The sequence below is a fragment of the Streptomyces sp. TSRI0281 genome, assembly GCF_001905125.1.
In the GTDB taxonomy this organism is placed as follows: Bacteria; Actinomycetota; Actinomycetes; order Streptomycetales; family Streptomycetaceae; genus Streptomyces.
The window spans coordinates 354791-373881 of the sequence record NZ_LWLE01000033.1; the positions used below are offsets into that span (position 1 = coordinate 354791).

Here is a 19091-nt window from a genome sequence, read left to right on the forward strand (position 1 = left end):
CAGCGTCTTGTCCGACGTTTACTTTCTGGGGGCGAAAACCGCATGAGGCGCAACCTCGCGGCACGCATCGGTGTGTGGAGCGCGCACCACCGCAAAACGGCCATTCTCGGCTGGTTGCTCTTCGTCGTGCTCGCCACGGGCATCGGCGGAGCATCCGGCATGGTCGAGATGACCGACGCGGAGAACGGCGCGGGCGACTCGGTCTGCGCGGAGCGGATCCTCTCCGACGCCGGGCTCGACAAGCCCGCGGGCGAGCTGGTCATGGTGTCCGCGTCCGCCGCCGGGGAGTGGAAGGCAGCCGCCCGGGACGTCTCCGCCGCCGTGCGGAAGACCGGCGAGGTACGCAACCTCGCGGAGCCCGTCCCCTCCGAGGACGGCAAGGACGCCCTGATCACCTTCGAGATGAAGGGCGACGCGGCGACCGCCGCCGACCGGGTGCAGCCGGTACTGGACGCGGTCGCCTCGGCCGGGAAGGAGCACGGGGGCGTCGAGATCCACCAGTTCGGCGAGGCCAGCGCGGGCAAGTGGCTCGGCGACCTGCTCGCCGAGGACTTCAAGAAGGCCGAGTTCACCGCCGTACCGCTGGCGCTGGGCATCCTGCTCGTGGCCTTCGGCGCCGTGGTGGCCGCCCTGCTCCCGGTGGGGCTCGCGCTGACCGCGTGCATGGCCGCCTTCGGTCTGCTCTCGCTCGCCAGCCACCAGCTGCACCTGTTCCAGACCACGTACTCCGTGATGTTCCTGATGGGCTTCGCCGTCGGCGTCGACTACTGCCTGTTCTATCTGCGCCGCGAACGTGACGAGCGGGCCGCGGGCCGGGACGCCGAGACGGCCCTGCGGATCGCGGCGGCGACCAGCGGCCGGGCCGTGCTCGTCTCCGGCGTGACCGTGATGGTGGCCATGGGCGGCATGTTCCTGTCCGGACTGCTGCTGTTCAAGGGGTTCGCGCTCGCCACGATCATCGTCGTGTTCATCGCGATGCTGGGTTCCGTGACGGTGCTGCCGGCCCTGCTGTCCTGGCTCGGCGACCGGATCGACGCGGGACGCGTTCCGCTGCTGAACCGGCGTGGCAAGCGGGGCGCGCGGCCCGCCGGAGGCATCGCCGGCACCGTGCTGGGGCCGGTCCTGGCCCGGCCCAAGGTCTTCGCCGTCGGGGCCGTCCTGGTCCTGCTCGCCCTGGCGGCACCCGCCCTCGGCATGAAGACCGAGGCGCTCGGACTGGAGAAGCAGTTCGGCTCGGACTCGGCGCTCGCGGTCGCCCACCGGCACATCACCGACAGCTTCCCCGGCGGCCCCGCCCCGGCCCTCGTCGTGGTCTCGGCGGACGACATCGGCACGCCGGAACTCCGCAAGGCGCTCGGCTCCTTCGACAAGGTGACCGTCCACACCGCCCAGAACGTCGCGGAGATCGAGGTACCGCTGCCGGGCGGCCAGGCGGATCTGGCCGAGCTGCGCGAGGAACGGGTACCGGACGCCTTCGACGGCACAGGGGCCCAGGCGTATGTGACCGGGGAACTCGCGAATTCCGTCGACTTCAACGATCAGCTGAAGCGCGGCATGGTCCCGGTCTTCGCGTTCATCACGGTGGTGACCTTCCTGCTGATGCTGTTCTGCTTCCGCTCGTACGTCATCGCGGTGACCTCGATCCTGCTCAACCTGCTCTCCGTGGGCGCCGCCTACGGTGTGATGGTCGCCGTCTTCCAGCACGGCTGGGGTGCCTCGCTGATCGGCTCCGAAGGCGTCGGCGCCATCGAGTCCTGGATGCCGCTGTTCGTCCTGGTGGTCCTCTTCGGACTGTCCATGGACTACCACGTGTTCGTGGTCTCCCGGATCCGTGAGGCCCGCCTCGGCGGCGCGGACAACCGGACCGCGATCGACACGGGCATCCGGCACACGGCCGGTGCGGTGACCGGTGCCGCGGCGATCATGGTGGCGGTGTTCGCGGTCTTCGGGACCCTGTCCATGCAGGACATGCAGCAGATGGGCGTCGGCCTCGCGGTGGCGGTGCTGCTGGACGCCACGGTCGTACGGATGGTCCTGCTGCCCTCCGTCATGCTGCTGCTCGGGGAGCGGAACTGGCGCACCCCGCGCGGACTTTCCCGGCTGCCGAGCCTGGAGCACGACGCCCCGGCACCGGGCGGGGGAGCGGACGGGGCCGGCGTCACGGTGGGGGCCGGCACGCGCGGCTGACCCGTACAGCTGACCCGTACAGCTGACCCGTGCAGCTGTCCCGTACAGCTGACCCGTACACGGCGATGTGGCTCCGGCCCCCGGTGCGAACCGGGGGCCGGAGCCACATCGGCCCGACCCGGACCCGTCAGGGGGCGTACTTGTAGCCCACCCGCCGGACCGTCTGGATGGAGCGGCGGTACTCGGCGCCCAGCTTGCGGCGCAGCCGGGCCACATGGACATCGACGGTGCGCCCGTCGCCCACGTGCCCGTAGCCCCAGACCGTGGTCACCAGCTGATCGCGGGTGTGCACCCGGTGCGGATGCGCCACCAGGTGGGCCAGCAGCTCGAACTCCAGGTACGTCAGATCCAGCGTCCTGCCGTCCACCGCGGCGGTGCGCCGGGTGGCGTCGATCCGGACGGGACCGGCCGGATGGGCCGCGTCGACCGCCTCCGGGACGAAGTGCTGGGCGACCGGCAACTGGCCCGCCCGGTCGAACTGCCGCTCACCGGTCCGGTCGGCCTGCCGGTGCTGGGAGGCGGCGACCGCGCCGGCGATGGCCGGCTGCTGATCGGCCGGTACGAGCACCAGGTAACCGATCATCGGCGGGTGGCCGGGCAGCGCGGGGAGGGTGTGCTGAGGCGCGGGCAGCCAGGTGGCACCCGGCGGCAGGAAGTCGGCCACGTCGGAGATCCGGACGACCTCGTCACGGTCGACGGCGCGCAGCCGGTGCCGGTTGGGGGAGAGGGGGCGGGCGGTGGTGGCCGCGGCGGGCGCCGCGGATGGCGCGGTGGCAGCGGAAGCGGCGGAGAAGGTACGAGTGTTCGCCATGGAGGGTCAGCTCTTTCGCGCGAGGAGTCGTCAAGGACGGACTTGCGTCGTGCGCGCGGACCGAAGGCCGGGTGAGCGGCTTTAGAGGGCCTGCGCGTTCCACGCGCGGCAACACACCCGGTCGAAGTCATGATGCTGACGGGAAGGCCAGAACGGCTCTAGGTCGCTGGGACCCGACGCGATGTGCTGGAAGCTGGCCATGTCCCCATTGAAGCAGAGAATGCGGCAGGGCAGGAGGGTCCTCTCACCCGTCGATACGGCCCCTTGGTGTCACCTGCCTCACCGCTCCCGCACGCACCCTGCTCAAGGCCCCGTACGCTCCGTGCTCACGGGGCCGCACTTTCCGTGCCCCCGGGCAGTGTTCCCCGTCCCGTCCCCGTCCCGCACCGTCCCCCTCCCCGGCTGGTCCCGTCCTCGTCCTCTCCCCCCGCGTCGATCCGCTCAACCGATCAGCCGCTTGCGCCAGTCGAGAGCGTCCACATCGATCGCGTTGTCCGGCGAACCGTCCCACTTCACCGTCAGCCCCTCCTGGCGCAGGGCCGCCACGACCTCCTGACCCACGTCCGTGGTGGTCCCCTCGGACCCCTCGAACCCGCCGTAGTACAGCGAGAGACCGTGCCCCGAGGCGGCGCCGTCGGTGTTCTGCGTAGGGAAGAAGACGAAGCCGCGCGCCTGCTCGTTCTCCGCGTGGATCTCGCTCAGCCCGCAGGAGCGGCAGCAGGTGAAATGCTCACGGGCCGTTATCCCGCGCCCCTCCAGTGCGGCGAACGCCCGCTCCAGCCGGTCCGCGTCGGTGACATCCGTCCACCGGGTCTGCTCGTCGACCCGCTCCAGCCACAGCCGTTCCACCAGCTCGCGGGCCTGCGCCCTGGTGACGGGGTGGACCCCGTCCTTGACGAGATAATCCTCGGCCGTCTCGGTGAGCGAGTCCACCGTGCCGTAACCGCCGCGCAGCGACAGCCGGATCCGGTCCTCCAACTGCTCCCGGATCTCCGGGGCGAGCTCCGGCACCGGATCGGCGGCGGGCATCTCGGCGTCCGCCCACTCGATGCCCGCGTCCCACGCGGAATCCTGGCGCGCCCACCGCACCATCGCCTCGGCCACCCGGTCCGGGGAGCCGATCCGCGTGCGGAAGTGGTCCCGGGGGCCGCCGGCGCGGTACTCCAGCTGGTATTCCTCGCCCTCCTCGTGCCAGACCTGCACGAAGAATCCCGGCCGGTCCGGAACGCGCTGCACCACCAGGAAACGGTCCTTGCGACCGCCGATGCGGTGCACCAGGTCACTCAGGGCGTCCGGCGACATGCGGGTGTGCGTCTCGGAGTTCTCGGTCTCCACCTTGATATCGAGCATGGTTCAACCCTGACACGCGCCACTGACAACCGGCGGTGCCACCGACAGCCGGCCGGAGCCCGGCCACGGCAAGGGGCCGCCCGCCGGAACACCGGCGGGCGGCCCCTTCGCGTGCGCGGGACAGCGCGGGATCAGACCTGGTCGGCCTTCTCCAGCGCGGTGCAGCAGGTGTCGACGATCAGCCGCGTGACGACGTACGGGTCGACGTTGGCGTTCGGACGGCGGTCCTCGATGTAGCCCTTGCGGTCCTGCTCGACCTGCCACGGGATGCGGACCGAGGCGCCGCGGTCGGAGACGCCGTAGCTGTACTCGTTCCACAGGGCGGTCTCGTGCAGACCGGTCAGCCGGTCGTCGATGCCCGCGCCGTAGTTCTTGACGTGGTCCATCGGCTTGGAGCCCTCACCCAGCGACTCGCACGCGGTGATGATCGCGTCGTAGCCCTCGCGCATCGCCTTGGTGGAGAAGTTGGTGTGCGCGCCCGCGCCGTTCCAGTCGCCCTTGACCGGCTTCGGGTCCAGGGTCGCGGAGACATTGAAGTCCTCGGCGGTGCGGTACAGCAGCCAGCGGGCGATCCACAGCTGGTCGGAGACCTCCAGCGGGGACAGCGGGCCCACCTGGAACTCCCACTGGCCCGGCATGACCTCGGCGTTGATGCCCGAGATGCCCAGCCCCGCCCGCAAACAGTTGTCCAGGTGCTTCTCGACGATGTCACGGCCGAAGATCTCGTCGGCGCCGACACCGCAGTAGTAGCCGCCCTGCGCGGCAGGGAAGCCGCCCTCGGGGAAGCCGAGCGGCCGGTGGCCGTCGAAGAAGGTGTACTCCTGCTCGATGCCGAAGATCGGCTCCTGGCCCGCGAACTGCTCGGCGAACGGACGCAGCACGGCACGGGTGTTGGACTCGTGCGGCGTCATGTCGATGTGGAAGACCTCGCACAGGACGAGGATGTCGCCGCCGCCGCCGCGGATCGGGTCCGGACAGGTGAAGACCGGCTTCAGCACCCGGTCGGAGGCGTGGCCCTCCGCCTGGTTGGTGCTCGAACCGTCGAAGCCCCAGATGGGCAGCTCCGCCACGTCCTGCGAGGGGGACCCGGTCATGATCTTCGTCTTCGAACGAAGCTTGGCGGTCGGCTCGGTGCCGTCGATCCAGATGTACTCAGCCTTGAACGTCACGGACGCCATCCTTTGCGGGTGCTGCGGTCTCTACCGCGCAGCTTCGCAAGACGCGATTTCCCGTCCGTTGCCCGCATGTGAACCCCGTGTTACCTGGGTTTCCCCCGTGACGCCCGGTCCCCGGGCGTCGGACCGGCCGCCCCCCCCATGTCCCGGACGGTCCTACACCTGACCCTTGAGCAGCGCGGCGAACCCCGCGGCCCGGAGCCGCCGCGCCAGCTCCTCCCCGGTCGTCCCCAGCGTCACGGCGGCCCGGGACAGCGACCAGTCCGCGTCGAACAGTGTGCGCAGCAGATACCCCCGCCTGACCTGGGCGTCGGAGAGCCGGAACGTCTTCAGATAGGCGACCTGCCCGCGGTGGTCGGTGATCGTCTCCCCGATGTGCTGACCGCTCCCGTCCCGTACGAACGGCGGCAGGAACCGCCACAGGGTGAACGAACCCATCCGGTACACCCGGTCGAACCCGTACGACGAATCCAGCAGCTCCCGCGCGAACAGGGTGTCGTGCGCCTCCGTCCACGCCCGCTCCTGCGCCCGCGCGGCCACCCGCAGATCATCCAGCGTCCGCAGACCGGCGCCGTCCCGGATCCGCGCCCCGAACTCCGCCACCGGCGCCCCGTACATGGCGTACTGGTGCACCAGCTCACCGAACAGGTCCTCCACCAGCGTGGCGTGCAGCAGCCGGTAGTCCTCCGGGTGCGGCAGCACGAACGCGGCGGCGAGCGCGTCGGAGACGTACACCATGACGCCGCACTGGCCGGGATGGATCTCGAAGACCCGCAGCGCGTCGCCGAGGCCGCGCACCGACCGGCCGAGGTAGGCGTCCTCGGCGCGCGGCGAAAGCCCGTCGCGCAGCGCCTGGCGCGACCACTCCTCCCAGGCGACCGAGGGGCCGCCGAAGTGCAGGGCGAGATAGCCCTCCAGGGCCAGGTGCAGCGGCAGGAAGCGCAGCCGGTCGCCGGGCCGCCGCTTGGCCATCCGGTGATGGCGGTACTTCGGCAGCCGGACCGTGCGCGCCGGGGTGCCGTCGTCGAGCTGCGTACCGTACGCCGCCGACTGCGCCCCCTCGCCCGACCAGTCGGCGACGAGACCGTGCGGGATGTACGAGGCGTAGTGCGTGCGCGGGCCGGCCTCCACCAGGCCCGCGCCGAAGCCCTCGTAGACCTCCCGGTGCAGCCGCAGGCCCTCGACCGGCTCCTCGCGCACCAGCGGGACCAGCCGGACGCCGCCCCACACCTGCGCGGGCCGGACCGCGAGGCCGCCCAGATCCAGCCTGTTCACCGCGCCGTCCCCTCCATCCGCTCCTCGTCGCCCGCCCCGCCGTCCAGAAAGCGCGCCACCTGCCGGTCCAGGTACGCGTACAGCTCCGCGAGCCCCGTACGCCCCTCCGCGAACTGCGCGATCTCCACCAGCGACGGCAGATCCTCCGCGTCCCGGACCCCTGCCGTCGGCACACTCGGTGCCAGCCGGCGGACATCGAAACCGTCCGCGTCGTATACGGGGTTCAGGTGCACGGCCGCCGTCCGCCGCCCGGGATCCAGCCGCGTCCGCCATACCCGCAGCACCTCGCCCGCGAGTCCGGGCGGCGCGTTGTCCCAGCCGTCCGACACGATGATCAGCCGGTCGGGCGCGCCCCCGGGACCGGGCTCCAGCGCGTCCAGGACGCGCATCCCCAGCGGGGTCGGCCCCCAGGGGCGTACGAGCAGCGGATCGGTGGAGCCCGAAGTCCACAGCGGGCGGTACGCGCCGGGTGCCGCCAGCGCCTCCAGCAGGAAATGGCAGGCCAGCGCCACCGCGAGCGGACGGCGCCGCTTCTGGCCCGACCCGGACGAGGAGTAGCTGTCGTCGAGCACGGCGGCCACCCGCCCCCAGCTCCCGGCGTACGGGCCCGCCGCCCGTCGGGCCGCGGCACGCAGCGCACCGGTCAGCTCCGTACGGCCGGCCGCGCGCCTGTCGAAGCCGAGCGACAGCACGTACAGGGCGAGCCGGGTCAGCGGCATCACGGTCAGATCGATGTCCGAGGGCCGCCGCGGCTGCGTGCCGGTGGACCGCTGCCCCAGGGTGCGCAGCCGCTCCAGCCGCGTCATCCCGGGCGCCGCCCGCTCCAGGAACACCTCCCGCTTCATCCCGTGCCGGGCGGCGAAGCCCTCGGCGACGGTGAACGGCAGTTCGTGGACGGCACCCTGCTCGTAGTGGGCCCGGCGCCAGGCGTCCAGCAGCCCGTGCCGGTAGCGCGGCTGCTTCCCCGGCCGGAACAGGAACGCACCCACCTCGCCCAGCGGCCCGTCACCCTCCGGGCACCGCAGATGGATGTGGCGGGCGGCCGTCTTCAGCCCGCTGCGGTACTTCACCGCGTCGTGGGCCGGGTCCGGCCGGGCGGCCAGCCAGTCGCGCATGATCGCGCGCGTCCGCCGGTTGTTGACCTTGGCCCGGCGCAGCGCACCGAACAGCCGGTAGACGCGCTGCGGCGGCAGCACCGCCAGCCGCGCCGCGATCAGCCGCCCCTCGGTGCGCCGCTCCTCGGCACTCGCGTCGGCGGCGGTCTCCAGCAGGCCCCGCACGATGAGCGCGGCATTGTGGTCGTTGATGTCGAGGGCGAGCGAAGAGGCGTACACCCGGCGGTAGTTGACCCGTACGTACTCATGCAGGAAGTCCAGCGACAACTGCTGCTGATACGCCCCCGAGTGGAATTCGCGCTGCCCGGTCGCGGTGATCGCCGCATTGACGAAGAGCAGTACGTCCTCGGCGGCGACGAGGTCGGCCAAGGTCTCGGGAACGGCGCCCGAGGCATCGGCAACGGCGCCTGCGGTCCCGGGAACGGCGTCTGCTGTGGTCATGGATTCCCCCGTGCTGCTTCACCGGCCCGTACGGGTACCGAGGAGCCGGCCGGGGAATGGAGGCGCGAACAGCGAAATCACTGCTTCATAGGCAAGTCCCGGAAGTCGCAGCCGAAGTCCCGCGGCCGGCCGGAGAAACGTATCCGCCCACCTCCGCGCGCCGCCACCCCATTGGCGGACCGGGCACACTGGCCCGTATGACGACACCCACCGCCGCCCTGCGCATCGGCCTGCTCGGCACGGGCCCCTGGGCCCGCAACACCCAGGCCCCCGCCCTCGCCGCCCACCCGGACGTCGAACTGAGCGGGATCTGGGGCCGCCGCCCCGAAGCGGCGGAAGAACTCGCCGCCGCCCATGGAACACGGGCGTACACGGACGACGCGGGCATCGACGCGCTGCTCGCCGCGAGCGACGCCGTCGCCTTCGCCCTGCCCCCGGACGTACAGGCCCCGCTGGCCGCGCGGGCGGCGGCCGCCGGATGCCACCTCCTGATGGACAAGCCGGTCGCGACCACCGTGGCGGGGGCCCGCGAGGTCGCGGACGCCGCGGCGAAGTCGGGAGTCGCCTCCCTCGTCTTCTGCACCCTGCGCTTCGCCACCGCGACCTCCGACTGGATCGCCGAACAGGCCGCGGTGGACGGCTGGTTCACCGCCCGCGCCCAGTGGCTCGGCGCGCTCTACGGGCCGGACTCCACCAGCGAGTACGCCGCCTCCCCGTGGCGCCGCGACAAGGGCGGACTCTGGGACGTCGGCCCGCATGTGCTCTCGGTCCTGATCCCGGTACTCGGCGACGTGACGGAGGTGACCTCGGCCCGCGGACCCGCCGACACCGCACACCTGGTGCTCCGCCACACCTCCGGCGCCTCCAGCACCGTGACGCTCGGGCTGAGCGCACCCCTGGGCGCGGCGGGCACCGAGATCGAGCTGAGGGGCGAACACGGGACGGTCACCCTGCCGGGGTGGGACGGCGCGGTGGACCCGTTCCGGGCGGCGGTGGACGCACTGGCCGAATCGGTACGTACCGGAGTGCCGCACCCCTGCGACGTACGGTTCGGGCTGCGGCTCACCGAACTGCTCGCACGGGCCGAGGCCGGGCTGGGGGCTTACGACGGGGCGTAGCGGGCGCGCCCGCGCGGCGGGACATCGCGGACCGGGGGAGTCCCTCACCAGACGACCGGCATGCTCCGCAGGCCGAAGACGATGTCGTTGAGCTTGAACTCGCTCCGCGGCAGCGGCCTCGCCGGTCTGAGCCCGGGAATGCGGCGCAGGAGGGTGGTGAGGGCGACCTCCAACTCGATCCGGGCCAACTGGCGGCCGATGCACTGGTGCGCGCCGAAGCCGAACGAGAGGTGGGTACGGGCCTGTCGGCCGAGATCCACGGTGTCCGGGGCCGGGAACACGCTCTCGTCCCGATTGCCGGACGGAACCGCGGCGACCAGCCACTCTCCCGCCCTCACGGCGGTGCCGCCGACGGTGACGTCCTCGGTTGCGTGGCGCAGCAGCCCGAACTGGATCACCGACAGGTAGCGCAGCAGCTCGTCCACGGCGGTGCCGACCGAGTCCGGTGCGGCCCGGAACGCGGCCATCCGCCCGGGATCCTCCAGCAGCACCAGCGTGCTCAGCGCGATCATGCTGGCGGTCGTCTCATGCCCGGCGACCAGCAGCAGCACGGCGAGTGTGGCCAACTCCTCCACAGTCAGGGGACGTTCGGTCCGGTTGCCGCGGGCGATCAGCCGGCTGAGCAGGTCGTCCCGGGGTTCGGTGAGCCGTTGCCCGATCAGCTCGGCGAGGTAGCCCTCCAGCCTCCCGCCGGCCGCGTCACGAGCGGCATCGTCCGCGTCGAAGCCCATCAGCACCTCGCTGTCGCGCTGGAACGCCTCATGGTCCTCGTAGGGCACACCGAGCATCTCGAAAATCACCAGTGACGGGATCGGCAGGGCGAAGTCGCGCACCAGGTCGGCGCTCGACCCGGCGAGCATCGCGTCGATGTGTTCGTCCGCGATCCGCTGGATGTACGGCCGCAAGGCTTCCATGCGCCGACCGGTGAACTCGCCGATCAGCAGCCGCCGGAGCCGCGCGTGCTCCTCGCCGTCCAGCTGGATCATCGAGCCGGGCGACGGGTCGCGCCCGTCGTAGGCCGGCAGCATGTGCATCGACCCCGCGCCGCGCGAGCTCAGCCGCGGGTCCGTGAGCACGCCCCGGATGTCTTCGTACCGGCTGACCAGCCACGCGTCCATGCCGGCCGGGCAGCGTACCGGCGCCACGGGTGCCTCGGCGCGCAGCCGAGTGTAGCTCTCGTCGGGGTCGAAGGGGCAGGAATCCGGCCTGCTGACGGGAAAACCGGGGGCGTCGGTACCGGAAGGGGGAGGGGTGTTCGTCATGGGGGAGGGCTCCAGCCTGACGGGAAGGACTCACGACGCACCGTTCCGGGGAGGGGAGCACCGGGGGAGGCGGAAGCTCCAGGGAGGGGGAAACTCCGGGGAGGGGGAAGCTACTGTCTGTCCACCGCGTCGGGGGCCGCGACCAGCCTCCCGCGCCTGTCGGCCGGGCGGCTGAAGCGCCGGACGGCGGGACGTTCGACCAGGGTGTAGAGGGCCGCCGCCAGCGCGACGCTGATCACGACGGTCAGCAGGATCTGGACCAGTCTCGTCGACAGGGACGCGGTCACCGCCCCGCCCGTCGCGTGCACTGCGCCGATCGGTCCGTACTGGATGACGAGGTAGTGCACGAGATACAGGGCGAACGAGATCTCCCCGAGCCACACCATGATCCGGCCGCTGAACGGCGTACGCACAGCGCGTACGTCGGCACCGGCGCCCGCCGCGATCACCAGGGCGAGCCCGAACGCGGTCGGACCGGCGCAGAGGCGGAAGATGCCGGGCAGGCCGGACTGGACCACCACGCAGATGACGGTGAGGAGGAACGCCGGCGCCATGCCCAGCCGGATCCATTTCCCCGAGATCACGATGCGTGCCATCAGGATTCCGAGAATGAATTCGAGCATCCTGATGAAGGGAAAGCTGTACGCGAACCAGGACTGCCACTGCGGAACGGCCGGGTCCCACGAGGTGGCCGGATGCTCCGGCAGGAGCAGTGCGGCAAACGGTACGGCGATGATCGCCGCGGCGACCAACACCGTCCATGACCACAACCGGGGCGGCCGGATACGCCCGATGAAAGTGATCAGCCAAGGAAATGCGAAATAGAAAACCATCTCGCAGCCGAGGGTCCAGCTCGGCACATTGATCCCGGTCAGCCCGCCGAGGGCATCGAACTGGGGAATCCACGGTTCGATCAGCAGCAGCGGGGGAATCGTGTTGATCAGCATGACCGGCACACCGGCGATGACCATCAGCACCAGGGTGGCCGCGAAGGTCGTCAGATGGTTCGGAAAGATCTTGGCCACACGTCGACGCCAGAACAGCCTTGCGGTGTCGCCCGGGTCGGCGACCCAGGTGAGAATGAAACCGCTGAGCACGAAGAAGAAGGCCACCCCGACCGGCCCGAGGGTGGTGATCAGATCCAGCAGACCGGGGAATTCTGTGCCGGTGATCTGCCCGGAGAGGTGAGAGATCACCACGGCGAAGGCGGCGATGAACCGCATTCCCGTCAATGACGGCAGGCGGCTCCGGCGAACGGATGGTTCCGGCGTCTGCATAACCATTCCCCCCAGCTTCACCCGGTCAATAGCGCAGGGCAGCCGTTGGGGACACTATCAACGATTTCGTTGACACGAGCCGAGATGATTATTTTGATCAATTGGATCGCATGACGCGATCCCATAGAGGGGGAGAAATTCAACACCCGCACCACCATGCACATGAGCCCCGGCCGGCGCCCCCGCTGCCGGTCGGCGAATTCTTTCCGGCGGGCCCGTTCCGGGTTTGTGCGGCACGCCTCAGGCGAGAACGGGCGGCAGGGCGCGGCACAGGGCCTCCAGCGCCTCCGGATACGCCTGCTCGGAGGGTGTCGCGTACCCCACGACCAGCCCGTCCCGGCCGCCGCCCCGAGTGGCGGGGGCACTCGGATGCAGATAGTCGGCGAGGCCCTCGACGGCCAGCCCCTGCCAGGCGGCCGCCCGGACCACCGAGCGCTCGGTGCCGGGCGGCAGTTCCAGTACCGCGTGCAGGCCCGCCGAGATCCCGGTGACCCGGACGTGCGGCGCCCGCCGCTCCAGCGCCGCCACGAGCTGGTCGCGGCGGCGCCGGTGACGCTGGCGCATCCGGCGGACCTGCCGGTCGTACGCCCCCGACTCGACGAAGTCCGCGAGGGTCAGCTGCTCCGTGGCACTCGACCACTGCTCGCGCTCACCCTTGGCCGCGACCACCGCCTCCACCAGCCGCTCGGGCAGCACCAGCCAGCCGATCCGCAGGGTGGTGGAGAGGCTCTTGCTCACCGACCCCAGCAGCACCACATGCTCGGGATCGAGCCCTTGAACCGCGCCCACCGGCTGCCTGTCGTAGCGGAACTCACCGTCGTAGTCGTCCTCCACGACCAGCGCTCCCGCGGCCCGCGCCCAGTCGACCACGGCGGCCCGCCGCTCGGGACGCAGCGGCCCGCCGGTGGGGAACTGGTGGGCCGGGGTGAGCAGCACGGCCCGGTCCGTCCGCCCCAGCTCCGCCACCCGGGCGCCGTGTTCGTCGACGGTCAGCGGCCGGGTGCCGACCCCGTGCCCGGCGAGCAGTTCGCGATGGAACGGCAGCCCGTACTCCTCCGCCGCCCACGGCCCGCCCAGCACCTCCGCCAGCAGGCGCAGCCCGTGGGCGGCCCCCGAGCAGAGGACGATCTGCCCGGGGGAGGCCCGCACCCCGCGCACCCGGGCCAGATAGCCGGCCAGGGCCCGCCGCAGCTCGGGCCGCCCGTGCGGATCGCCCGGCCCGAAGGCGTCGTGCGGTGCCCGGGTGAGCGCGCGGCGGGCCGAAGCCAGCCACGCGGTCCGGGGGAAGACCGACGGGTCCGGTTTGCCCTGGACCAGATCGTGGACCGGCGGGGCGGACCGCTCCGGGGTACGCGGCCGGCCGACCGGGGTGCGGGGCGCGGCGCGCTCGGCGACCCGGGTGCCCGAGCCCTGCCGGGCGGCGAGCCACCCCTCGGCGACGAGCTCCGCGTACGCGTCGGCGACCGTGTTGCGGGCCAGCCCCAGATCGGCGGCGAGCGAACGGTACGGCGGCAGCCGGGTGCCGGGGGCGAGCCGGCCGGAGCGGATCGCCTCGCGCAGGGCCCGCATCAGGACGGCCCGCCGGTTGCCCGTACCGGACAGCTCCAGCGGCAGATCACTGCCGAGGACCTCAGCCGAATTGACCCACGGAACTGCCATGCAAATGCACCCCATATCCAGTCGCCCGTGCTCATAGATTCGTACCCATGACGACGACAGAGATCAAGACGAACGACCGCACCGCCACCGCCGCCACCACCGTCCGGCTCAATTTCGCCAAGGCCGCCCCGAAGGTCTTCCGGGCCGTGATCGGCCTCGACGCGGCGGCCCGCGAGGGGCTGGACCCCGCCCTGGTGGAGCTGGTGCAGATCCGTTCCTCGCACCTCAACCACTGCGCGTACTGCCTCCACATGCACACCACCGACGCCCGTAAGGCGGGCGAGAGCGAGGAGCGGCTGCACATGGTCGCCGTGTGGCAGGAGGCGGCCCACTTCTTCACGCAGAAGGAGCAGGCGGCCCTCGCCCTCACCGACGCGGTCACCCGGGTCGCGGACGGCGGGGTGAGCGACGCGGTGTACGAGCGGGCCGCGACGCACTTCGACGAGCCGGAACTGGCCCAGCTGCTCGCGCTGATCCTCACCATCAACACCTGGAACCGGATCGCCCTGGCCACCGCCAAGCGCGCGGGCACGGACGAGCGCTGAGTGGCTCCGGCCGCCGGTCACCTCAGCCGGGCCCGCAGCTCCGGCCGGCTCTCCCACTCGGCCCGCGGCTCCGCGTCCCGGACCGCGGGCAGATGCTGACGGGGGCGCGCGTGCCCGTGGGGGCCCTCTCCGTACCGTCGGGCCGGCCGGATCTCAACGCCCGAGTGCTTCCCGGACCGCTTCGTCCGTACGCGCCACGACGGCGCTGCCGTCGTCCGCGGTGATGATCGGCCGCTGGATCAGCTTCGGGTGCCCGGCGAGCGCCGCGATCCACCGCTCCCGCGAACCGTCCTCCCGCGGCCACTCCTTGATCCCCAGTTCCTTGGCAGCCGCCTCCTGGGTGCGCGTGATGTCCCAGGGCTCCAGCCCCAGCCGGTCCAGCACGGCCCGGATCTCCTCGGGCGAGGGGACGTCCTCCAGGTAGCGCCGGACGGTGTAATCGGCCCCTTCCGCGTCGAGCAGGTCCACCGCACCGCGGCACTTGGAACAGGCGGGATTGATCCAGATCTCCATGGGGCCCAGGTTACGGGAGGGGTTGCCGAAATACCCTCTGGCCAGGGGCGATTGTCAGTGGGGGGCAGTAAAATGGGGGTAGTTCGTGAGGGATCCACGACCGTGCCAGGAGGTTGCCGATGGCCGTTGCCGCAGTCACGACCAAGCCGCTCGACACTCAGCTCGCCATGCCCTTCCACCCGCCGCTGCCGAAGCCTCCGCAGAAGAAGAGGCTCCCCGCGGGCCGCCCCCGCGAGTGGTACGTCTCCCACAACCGCCGGCTCAAGGCGATGCGCCTGACGATCGCCCTGCTCGACTCGGGCGTGTACCAGCCGGCGAGCGCCAGCAACCACAAGATACGTACCACCGCCGAACACCTCGGCATCCACCCGCCGTCCGACACCACGTGCCGCATGGTCCGCACCCTGATCCGCTACGGCCGCTGACCCACCTGGACCTGTGCCCCCGGGAGACCGGGGGCACAGCCATGCCCCGGTCGGCGTACCCGGCATGCGGCCCCGCCCCCGGCGGCCTTGACTGGGACCATCGCGAGTGCTGGGAGGCACATATGACCGGGCGAGGCGTACGAGGCGTACGGGCCGTGCTGCTGGCCGCGGCCGTGGCATCGGCCGCAGCGGGCTGTTCGGACGACGGGAACAGCCCCTCCGGCGCGATCTCCAAGGCCGCGTCGGCAGCCTCCTCGGTGGCATCCAGGGGCTCCGACGTGGTCGCCTCCGCCACGGCCGCCGCCCAGGACAAGCTGAACGAATTCAAGGACGGCGTCAACGCCAAGGGCGACATCAAGCTCGGCACGGTGGGCAAGGACGGCGACGGCCGCTCCACGGCGAAGTTCACCGTGACCAACGGCACCGACTCGGCCAAGTCCTACGCCGTGCAGATCAACTTCCATGACAAGGGCGGCAACCTGCTCGACACCACGGTCGTCACGGTCGACGACGCCCAGCCCGCCGCACCCAAGGACGCCACGGCCCGCAGCAACCGCAAGCTCGACGGAGACGTCACGGCAGACGTGGCCACGGCCCTGCGCCACTGACCGCGCCGGCCGGCCACCGACGCCCGAGGGCCGCCACCCCGGAACAAACGGGGTGACGGCCCTCGCTCTACGGGTGTGGGATTCCTTCGCGCCCAGGCAGCTGGCAGTCTCACGGCGCCGTCGGCTCACCGGGCGGCTGCTCGTCCCGAGCTTCCGCTCTCCCAACCTTATGCAGCGAAGCGGCGAGGATCCGGCAGACTGCGACTCGTTGGCCCTGGTCGCACCCATCAAGAAGGCGCTCCAAGTGGCGCAATACTGCCACGTCCCGCCCGCATCGCACGATGAAACCCAGGACGGCGCACGCCGACACTCCGAGCATCATTACGGGCAGGGTCATGAGCTGTATCCCTTTCTGATGTCCTCCGCGATCTCCGGCGCCTCGTCGCCGTACAGGCATGAACCGTGGCGATTCAAGATCACTGTGCGTTCGCCGAGATGAGCTGAGTGGCGAGAGAGCAACCTGATTGCCTTCTCCCGAGGCAAACCGTCAGCGAAGCCGTGAGCCAGGAGGTTTGCGCAGAGGGTTTCCACGGTGTCACCGCAGCACCACTCGATCACAAGATCGCCGGAGTGATGCGTGTAGCAGTTGGCGAACCCATGTGGCTCCGCCGTCCTGTTGACCACGCCGACGAAGCGCAGAATTCGACTCAACAGCACGTCGCGTACCCGTAGGTCACGAATCGCCCGTGAGCCCACCCATTCCTCAGCTTCCTGCCTTTCGCCGTGAGAGAGGTCATCGGGGACTCGCCTCCACAGAAGCACCTCCCCATCACGGGCGGACGGCAGACGCATGGGGCCGTGATCGGGTCGCACCAGGGTGACCTGCGCGGAGCTGAGAGCGTCGTGGAGCACCACTTGCCTGCTGCTCCCAAGGACACGCAGTCCAGGGATTCCGCGGATACCTCCGTAGTAGTGATCGAACCGCGGGAGCAGCTCACGCAGCACATCGTCGGCCATGTCGGAGTCAAGAGTCAGCTTCAGACCTTGGTCTTCCGGCTGGGCCTCTCGAACTCCGAGAAGGGCGGCGTTGAGCTGACGGTCCTGGAAGCGGCTTGCCAGCACATGCGCAACATGTGCTTCCAGGCGGCGCTGATACGGGGCAGGGGCATCCGCGACCGAGGACCCGCAGTAGACATTGGCCTGCTGTGCCAGCCTGGAAGCAGTGGAGAGCGTCAGCGACGTCTGATCACGGATCTTCTTGGCCAGCCGGTTGGTGTTGCGTGACCTGGACATACGTAGCCCCTTCCATGTGCCGCCCGGCGACGACAGGAGAGACGGATCGGATGTCCGGATGCGTGCTGACTGCCAGCTGCGGATGACTCTCAAGAGCCCACTGCTCGCTCCGGCGCCGGGACCGGATGTGGCGAGACACGCTGCCGCAGCAGCGCCGCACACACGGTAACCCAACATCTCGCGCTCCCGTCTCGTGGACGAACCGCAGGTGCGGCCGACAGCCGAGGAGAACGGCTCCCGCATGTGCGGGAGCACGCTTTGGGGGCCGGGTGGCCAAGATCCACACACCGTCCGCACGACGCCGGGTCAAGACCGGCGCGCCCCATCGCCAGCCAGCGAAGGAAGGCCAAATCAGCGCCCCGCAGCAGCAATCGCCGCAGGTCACTGATCGCGAGCGCTATTCGGAGACCAAGAAGCCCGCCGCCGCATACGGAGCCTGGACACAAAGCAGCGAGGGCCGTCACCCCGACAGGGTGACGGCCCTCGCTCCGTGCCCTCGCGGGCCCGCTCTTTAGAGGTCGAAGTACAGCTCGAACTCGTGCGGGTGCGGGCGCAGCTGGATCGGGGCGATCTCGTGCGTCCGCTTGTAGTCGATCCACGTCTCGATCAGGTCGGGCGTGAACACGCCGCCGGCCTGGAGGTACTCGTTGTCCGCCTCCAGCGCTTCGAGGACGGCCGGGAGCGAGGTCGGGACCTGCTGGACGTTGGCGTGCTCCTCGGGAGCCAGCTCGTAGAGGTCCTTGTCGATCGGCTCGGCCGGCTCGATCTTGTTCTTCACGCCGTCGAGGCCCGCCATCAGCAGTGCCGAGAAGGCGAGGTACGGGTTCGAGGACGGGTCCGGGGCGCGGAACTCGACGCGCTTGGCCTTCGGGTTCGAGCCCGTGATCGGGATGCGCATCGCGGCGGAGCGGTTGCGCTGCGAGTAGACCATGTTGACCGGGGCCTCGAAGCCGGGGACCAGGCGGTGGTACGAGTTCACCGTCGGGTTGGTGAAGGCCAGCAGTGACGGGGCGTGCTTGAGGATGCCGCCGATGTAGTAGCGCGCCATGTCCGACAGGCCCGCGTAACCCTGCTCGTCGTAGAACAGCGGGTCGCCGCCGGCCCACAGGGACTGGTGGACGTGCATGCCCGAGCCGTTGTCGCCGAAGATCGGCTTCGGCATGAAGGTCGCGGTCTTGCCGTTGCGCCAGGCGACGTTCTTCACGATGTACTTGAAGAGCATCAGGTCGTCGGCCGCGGCCAGCAGCGTGTTGAACTTGTAGTTGATCTCGGCCTGGCCGGCGGTGCCGACCTCGTGGTGCTGACGCTCGACCTGGAGGCCGTTCTTGTCCAGCTCCAGGGAGATCTCGGCACGCAGGTCGGCGAAGTGGTCGACCGGCGGGGTCGGGAAGTAGCCGCCCTTGTAGCGGACCTTGTAACCGCGGTTGTTCTCCGTCGCACCGGTGTTCCAGGCGCCTGCCTCGGAATCGATGTGGTAGAAGCTCTCGTTCGCCGACGTCTGGAAGCGGACGCTGTCGAAGACGTAGAACTCGGCCTCGGGGCCGAAGTACGCGGTGTCGGCGATGCCGGTGGAGGAGAGGTACGCCTCGGCCTTCTTGGCCACGTTCCTCGGGTCACGGCTGTACTGCTCGCCGGTGATCGGGTCGTGGATGAAGAAGTTGATGTTGACCGTCTTGTCGCGGCGGAACGGGTCCACCCGAGCCGTCGACAGGTCCGCGCGGAGGGCCATGTCGGACTCGTGGATGGCCTGGAAGCCGCGGATCGACGAACCGTCGAAGGCGAGTTCCTCGGCCGGGTCGAAGGACGCTGCCGGGATCGTGAAGTGCTGCATCACCCCGGGCAGGTCGCAGAAGCGGACGTCGATGAACTTGACGTCGTTGTCCGCGACGTACTTCTGCACTTCGTCGGCGTTCTGGAACATCCAACTCCTCCTACTCCCGGCCCGGGCGGGACGGGGTTGCAGCTTCTTGTGCGCCAGTGCGGTGGCACACGCTGGACCCGACCATAGGCAGGCGGGATTTCTCAAGCATGACCCATTTGTTTCGCCCAAGTTAACCGGGGCGGGTGTGGGCAGCACCTCGGCGCCGTGTATCGGTG

General features: G+C 70.5%; 16 protein-coding genes. 5 read left to right on the top strand and 11 right to left on the bottom strand.

Annotation, left to right across the window (positions count from 1 at the left end; translation table 11 throughout):
- Nucleotides 1–42 precede the first annotated feature (42 nt).
- On the top strand, nucleotides 43–2187 hold the full coding sequence (locus A6A29_RS30790) for an MMPL family transporter (RefSeq protein ID WP_198953399.1): 2145 nt from the start codon (nucleotides 43–45) through the stop codon (nucleotides 2185–2187).
- 127 nt (nucleotides 2188–2314) lie between these two features.
- On the opposite strand, the gene A6A29_RS30795 is transcribed toward A6A29_RS30790, so the two are convergent.
- The 5 genes from A6A29_RS30795 to A6A29_RS30815 form a co-directional block, all read right to left on the bottom strand.
- The gene (locus A6A29_RS30795; RefSeq protein WP_073725068.1) at nucleotides 2315–2998 is read right to left on the bottom strand and encodes a winged helix-turn-helix domain-containing protein; all 684 of its coding nucleotides are present in this window, start codon (nucleotides 2996–2998) and stop codon (nucleotides 2315–2317) included.
- Between the two features lie 441 nt (nucleotides 2999–3439).
- The gene (locus tag A6A29_RS30800) at nucleotides 3440–4348 is read right to left on the bottom strand and encodes a DUF6891 domain-containing protein (protein WP_073725070.1); all 909 of its coding nucleotides are present in this window, start codon (nucleotides 4346–4348) and stop codon (nucleotides 3440–3442) included.
- Nucleotides 4349–4479: 131 nt separating this feature from the next.
- A complete protein-coding gene (glnII, locus tag A6A29_RS30805; protein WP_073725072.1) occupies nucleotides 4480–5517 on the bottom strand; it encodes a glutamine synthetase in 1038 nt (345 codons plus the stop codon).
- Nucleotides 5518–5679: 162 nt separating this feature from the next.
- The gene (locus A6A29_RS30810; RefSeq protein WP_073725074.1) at nucleotides 5680–6798 is read right to left on the bottom strand and encodes an ARPP-2 domain-containing protein; all 1119 of its coding nucleotides are present in this window, start codon (nucleotides 6796–6798) and stop codon (nucleotides 5680–5682) included.
- Nucleotides 6795–8354: a hypothetical protein gene (locus A6A29_RS30815; RefSeq protein ID WP_073725076.1), complete on the bottom strand. Its 1560-nt coding sequence runs from the start codon at nucleotides 8352–8354 to the stop codon at nucleotides 6795–6797. Before A6A29_RS30815 ends, A6A29_RS30810 begins: the two co-directional genes overlap by 4 nt.
- 197 nt (nucleotides 8355–8551) lie before the next feature.
- Here A6A29_RS30815 and A6A29_RS30820 point away from each other — a divergent pair, with 197 nt between their 5' ends.
- A complete protein-coding gene (locus A6A29_RS30820; protein WP_073725078.1) occupies nucleotides 8552–9472 on the top strand; it encodes a Gfo/Idh/MocA family protein in 921 nt (306 codons plus the stop codon).
- A 44-nt stretch (nucleotides 9473–9516) separates the two neighbouring features.
- Here the strand turns inward: A6A29_RS30820 and A6A29_RS30825 are convergent, their stop codons facing one another.
- The 3 genes from A6A29_RS30825 to pdxR form a co-directional block, all read right to left on the bottom strand.
- Nucleotides 9517–10734, bottom strand: a complete 1218-nt coding sequence (locus A6A29_RS30825) for a cytochrome P450 (protein WP_073725080.1) — start codon at nucleotides 10732–10734, stop codon at nucleotides 9517–9519.
- A 110-nt stretch (nucleotides 10735–10844) separates the two neighbouring features.
- Nucleotides 10845–11957 (bottom strand): acyltransferase family protein, encoded by a 1113-nt coding sequence (locus A6A29_RS30830; protein ID WP_158074489.1) that lies wholly within the window; start codon nucleotides 11955–11957, stop codon nucleotides 10845–10847.
- Between the two features lie 294 nt (nucleotides 11958–12251).
- On the bottom strand, nucleotides 12252–13670 hold the full coding sequence (gene pdxR / locus A6A29_RS30835; RefSeq protein WP_073725084.1) for a MocR-like pyridoxine biosynthesis transcription factor PdxR: 1419 nt from the start codon (nucleotides 13668–13670) through the stop codon (nucleotides 12252–12254).
- 47 nt (nucleotides 13671–13717) lie between these two features.
- Between pdxR and A6A29_RS30840 the strand changes: the two genes are divergently transcribed.
- On the top strand, nucleotides 13718–14215 hold the full coding sequence (locus A6A29_RS30840) for a carboxymuconolactone decarboxylase family protein (protein WP_073725086.1): 498 nt from the start codon (nucleotides 13718–13720) through the stop codon (nucleotides 14213–14215).
- Nucleotides 14216–14368: 153 nt separating this feature from the next.
- On the opposite strand, the gene A6A29_RS30845 is transcribed toward A6A29_RS30840, so the two are convergent.
- Nucleotides 14369–14728, bottom strand: a complete 360-nt coding sequence (locus A6A29_RS30845; RefSeq protein WP_241838731.1) for an arsenate reductase family protein — start codon at nucleotides 14726–14728, stop codon at nucleotides 14369–14371.
- A 119-nt stretch (nucleotides 14729–14847) separates the two neighbouring features.
- Here A6A29_RS30845 and A6A29_RS30850 point away from each other — a divergent pair, with 119 nt between their 5' ends.
- Both A6A29_RS30850 and A6A29_RS30855 read left to right on the top strand, forming a co-directional pair.
- Nucleotides 14848–15153, top strand: a complete 306-nt coding sequence (locus A6A29_RS30850) for a hypothetical protein (protein ID WP_073725090.1) — start codon at nucleotides 14848–14850, stop codon at nucleotides 15151–15153.
- 122 nt (nucleotides 15154–15275) lie between these two features.
- Complete coding sequence (locus tag A6A29_RS30855) at nucleotides 15276–15761, top strand: hypothetical protein (RefSeq protein WP_073725092.1); 486 nt, start codon at nucleotides 15276–15278, stop codon at nucleotides 15759–15761.
- Between the two features lie 333 nt (nucleotides 15762–16094).
- Here A6A29_RS30855 and A6A29_RS30860 read toward each other — a convergent pair whose 3' ends face one another.
- Complete coding sequence (locus A6A29_RS30860; RefSeq protein WP_073725094.1) at nucleotides 16095–16994, bottom strand: hypothetical protein; 900 nt, start codon at nucleotides 16992–16994, stop codon at nucleotides 16095–16097.
- Nucleotides 16995–17505: 511 nt separating this feature from the next.
- Nucleotides 17506–18915, bottom strand: a complete 1410-nt coding sequence (glnA, locus tag A6A29_RS30865) for a type I glutamate--ammonia ligase (protein ID WP_073725096.1) — start codon at nucleotides 18913–18915, stop codon at nucleotides 17506–17508.
- Nucleotides 18916–19091: the final 176 nt, after the last annotated feature.

What these genes read in the sequence shown, in the direction of transcription:
- A6A29_RS30825 (WP_073725080.1), bottom strand. Translation starts at nt 10,734, where the DNA reads ATGACGAACACCCCTCCCCCTTCCGGTACCGACGCCCCCGGTTTTCCC.
- A6A29_RS30815 (WP_073725076.1), bottom strand. Translation starts at nt 8,354, where the DNA reads ATGACCACAGCAGACGCCGTTCCCGGGACCGCAGGCGCCGTTGCCGAT.
- A6A29_RS30830 (WP_158074489.1), bottom strand. Translation starts at nt 11,957, where the DNA reads ATGCGGTTCATCGCCGCCTTCGCCGTGGTGATCTCTCACCTCTCCGGG.
- pdxR (WP_073725084.1), bottom strand. Translation starts at nt 13,670, where the DNA reads ATGGCAGTTCCGTGGGTCAATTCGGCTGAGGTCCTCGGCAGTGATCTG.
- A6A29_RS30855 (WP_073725092.1), top strand. Translation starts at nt 15,276, where the DNA reads ATGACCGGGCGAGGCGTACGAGGCGTACGGGCCGTGCTGCTGGCCGCG.
- A6A29_RS30860 (WP_073725094.1), bottom strand. Translation starts at nt 16,994, where the DNA reads ATGTCCAGGTCACGCAACACCAACCGGCTGGCCAAGAAGATCCGTGAT.
- A6A29_RS30845 (WP_241838731.1), bottom strand. Translation starts at nt 14,728, where the DNA reads ATGGAGATCTGGATCAATCCCGCCTGTTCCAAGTGCCGCGGTGCGGTG.
- A6A29_RS30800 (WP_073725070.1), bottom strand. Translation starts at nt 4,348, where the DNA reads ATGCTCGATATCAAGGTGGAGACCGAGAACTCCGAGACGCACACCCGC.
- A6A29_RS30850 (WP_073725090.1), top strand. Translation starts at nt 14,848, where the DNA reads ATGGCCGTTGCCGCAGTCACGACCAAGCCGCTCGACACTCAGCTCGCC.
- A6A29_RS30820 (WP_073725078.1), top strand. Translation starts at nt 8,552, where the DNA reads ATGACGACACCCACCGCCGCCCTGCGCATCGGCCTGCTCGGCACGGGC.
- A6A29_RS30840 (WP_073725086.1), top strand. Translation starts at nt 13,718, where the DNA reads ATGACGACGACAGAGATCAAGACGAACGACCGCACCGCCACCGCCGCC.
- glnA (WP_073725096.1), bottom strand. Translation starts at nt 18,915, where the DNA reads ATGTTCCAGAACGCCGACGAAGTGCAGAAGTACGTCGCGGACAACGAC.
- A6A29_RS30795 (WP_073725068.1), bottom strand. Translation starts at nt 2,998, where the DNA reads ATGGCGAACACTCGTACCTTCTCCGCCGCTTCCGCTGCCACCGCGCCA.
- A6A29_RS30790 (WP_198953399.1), top strand. Translation starts at nt 43, where the DNA reads ATGAGGCGCAACCTCGCGGCACGCATCGGTGTGTGGAGCGCGCACCAC.